Raw genomic sequence first — 3,070 nt, 5'->3', positions numbered from 1 at the left:
TCTTGAAGCGTTTAAGACAGTGGCAGGCGCCTGCGAAGTTAACGCGAACTACCGTTATTTCACCAGCTCCCAGAAGAAAGATGAACTTGCCAGAATATAACACACCTTATCTTGTTGCACGTGAAAACTAGGTGTTACACTTACTCATATCACATTCAATTGGAGGCATAACATGGCTGATTTGTGGCGGACAATTTCTGAACGGCACGGCGAGTTGCTTAGTGCCTTGGGGCAACATATCGAAATATCCTTAATTGCCTTGATGATCGCCGTTGTGATTGCGATTCCATTGGCCGTTTGGGTCCAGACGCATCACAAAACCGCGGCAGTGCTGCTGCAAGTGACTGGTGTTTTGCAAACCATTCCTTCGTTGGCCTTGTTAGGGTTGTTGATTCCGTTTGTGGGTATCGGGACGCTGCCAGCGATTATTGCTTTAGTGGTGTATGCTTTATTGCCGATTTTTCAAAATACATATATCGGTTTACGCGATATTGATCCTTCCTATGAAGAAGCAGCCGATGCGTTTGGCATGAGTCGATTGCGGAAGTTGTTCAAAGTTGAATTGCCCATCGCCTTACCGGTTATCTTGTCGGGCGTCCGGACGGCAATGGTCATGATTATTGGAACCGCGACGCTGGCAGCTTTGATCGGCGCCGGTGGCTTAGGCACGTTCATTTTGCTAGGTATTGATCGAAATGATGCGGCGTTAACGTTAATGGGTGCTTTGGCAGCAGCGCTATTGGCGATTGTCTTTTCGTGGCTCTTAAATGTCATGCAAAAAGTGAGTTGGAAGATCAGCGTCGGGGTTGTGGCGGTTGCCGTCCTTGGTATGGTTGGCAGCCAAGTATACACTTATGTGACCGCACCAAAGGAAACTATCACGATTGCGGGAAAACTAGGCAGTGAACCGGATATTTTGATCAATATGTACAAAGAACTCATTCAAAAAGCTGATCCTGATGTCGGGGTCACGTTGAAATCGAACTTTGGACAGACGAGCTTCTTGTACAATGCGTTGAGAACCGATAAGATCGGCATATACCCTGAGTTTTCCGGGACGGTTCTGGCAAGTTTGACGAAACCATCTGCCGCTCAGCAACAACAGGTGACGGCTGGTAAAGATAATTATCCACTTGCAAAGAAACTGCTTGCTAAACAAGGCCTGAGTTATCTCAAACCGATGGCGTATAACAACACCTATGCTTTAGTCGTTAAGGAAAGTTTTGCCAAGCGTTATGATCTGCATACCATTAGCGATCTTGGCAAAATTGCACCATCCATTCGCGCCGGATTTGATTTAGAGTTCATTGACCGGCAAGATGGGTATAAGGGCATCCAATCAAAATACGGCTTGCAGTTTAAAGTGGATTCAATGGATGCTTCCTTGCGTTACCAAGCTTTAGATCGCGGGCAGATCAATTTGACCGATGGGTATACGACTGATGCGCAATTGCGGCAATATCATCTGGTGGCGTTGCAAGATGATAAGGGGTTGTTTCCGATTTATCGCGGTGCGCCATTGATGCGAACGGCCTTTGCCGAAAAACACCCGCAACTTGTAGCTGCATTGAACAAGTTGGCTGGTCAAATTACGGAAAAACAGATGCAGACCATGAATTATGCCGTGAGTGTGAAGAACGAAAAGGCCGCAACTGTGGCTCACCGCTATTTGGTTCAGCATGGCTTGCTGAAGGAGGTGCGCTGATGGCATTGATCAGTCTTGAACACGTCACAAAGGAATATGACGGCAAGCCCGTGGTCAACGATCTTAGCCTGAAGGTCGATCAAGGGGAGTTATTTGTGCTAGTCGGCACCTCCGGCAGCGGCAAAACCACGACGCTGAAAATGATCAATCGTTTGGTTGATCCAACGAGCGGCGTCATCGAATTTGCCGACAAACCGCTCACCAGTTACAAAATGCGCGACTTGCGGTGGGATCTGGGGTATGTCCTGCAGCAGATCGCCTTGTTTCCAACCATGACAGTGGCGCAAAACATTGCCGTGATCCCCGAAATGAAGGGCTGGTCGCGCCAAAAAATTCGGACGGCAACAGACGAGTTACTCACAACAGTTGATTTGCCGCCAGCCGAGTATCGCAATCGCATGCCAAGCGAATTATCCGGAGGGCAACAGCAACGCATCGGTATTTTGCGGGCCTTAGCATCACGGCCTAAGGTGGTCTTGATGGACGAACCGTTCTCAGCATTAGATCCGATTTCCCGCACTCAGCTTCAGGATATGCTGCTGCATTTGCATCGTGCCTTGAAGACCACTGTCATTTTTGTGACCCACGATATGGCTGAAGCGATGAAACTTGGTGATCGGATCGGCGTGATGCGCGGTGGCAAACTCTTGCAGGTTGATACGCCGGAAGAAATTGCGACCAATCCGGCTAACGATTTCGTGGCGGATTTGTTCAAGGGAGCGCAAGCCAATCAGGGTCTGCAGGTCACGCTCAGTCAGTTAGCACCATTTGCAGCGGATGTGTCGGCCCGGCATGCGGTTGGCGGCAACTTGACGCTGGCCGAGGCGTTGCCGCTTTTAGATGCGCATGAGGCGTTGCGCGTGAATAGTGAACATGGTGCGTTTGTGGTCAATACCCATAGTGTTGTCGCTTATCTCGCAAGTGCATTTGTCGATCAGAACACAGAGACGAAGGAGTGATCGTGATGGCTTATGATTATGGAACGATTGTGATTGGTGGCGGCCCAGGTGGCTTAGCAGCAGCTTACGGTTTAGCAGCAAAGCAAAAAGTATTAGTCGTTGAAAACGATTTGTGGGGCGGCACCTGTCCCAACTATGGCTGTGATCCGAAAAAAATGCTGTATCGCGGTGTCGAAGTTAAAAATGCTGCCTTGCGCATGAATGGTTTTGGGATCAGCGGGACGGCGAAGATTGACTGGCCATCCTTAATGGCATTCAAGCGCAGTTACACAACGGGCGTACCTGCTGGCACATTGAATGGCCTGACTCATGCTGGGATCACGACGTTGTATGGTCATGCTCAGCTTTTAGGTGAACATGCTGTCAAAGTTGGCTCCCAAAACGTGACCGGTGAACATATTGTGAT

General features: G+C 49.2%; 3 protein-coding genes. All 3 read left to right on the top strand.

Features of this window, described 5'->3' with window-relative positions; translation table 11 throughout:
• The first annotated feature begins 172 nt into the window (after positions 1–172).
• Positions 173–1,705: an ABC transporter permease/substrate-binding protein gene (locus ACWPAB_RS15105; RefSeq protein ID WP_003585701.1), complete on the top strand. Its 1,533-nt coding sequence runs from the start codon at positions 173–175 to the stop codon at positions 1,703–1,705.
• Entirely contained in the window at positions 1,705–2,664 is a 960-nt protein-coding gene (locus ACWPAB_RS15100; protein ID WP_003567800.1) for an ABC transporter ATP-binding protein, read from the top strand. The genes ACWPAB_RS15105 and ACWPAB_RS15100 overlap by 1 nt, the downstream gene beginning before the upstream one ends.
• Before the next feature lie 5 nt (positions 2,665–2,669).
• On the top strand, positions 2,670–3,070 hold a 401-nt coding region (locus tag ACWPAB_RS15095), incomplete at its 3' end, for an FAD-dependent oxidoreductase (protein WP_158070826.1).

The sequence above is a fragment of the Lacticaseibacillus sp. 30 genome (genome assembly GCF_053819265.1).
The sequence above is the reverse complement of the archived record's forward strand: the minus strand, read 5'-3'. Positions and strand labels throughout refer to the sequence as shown.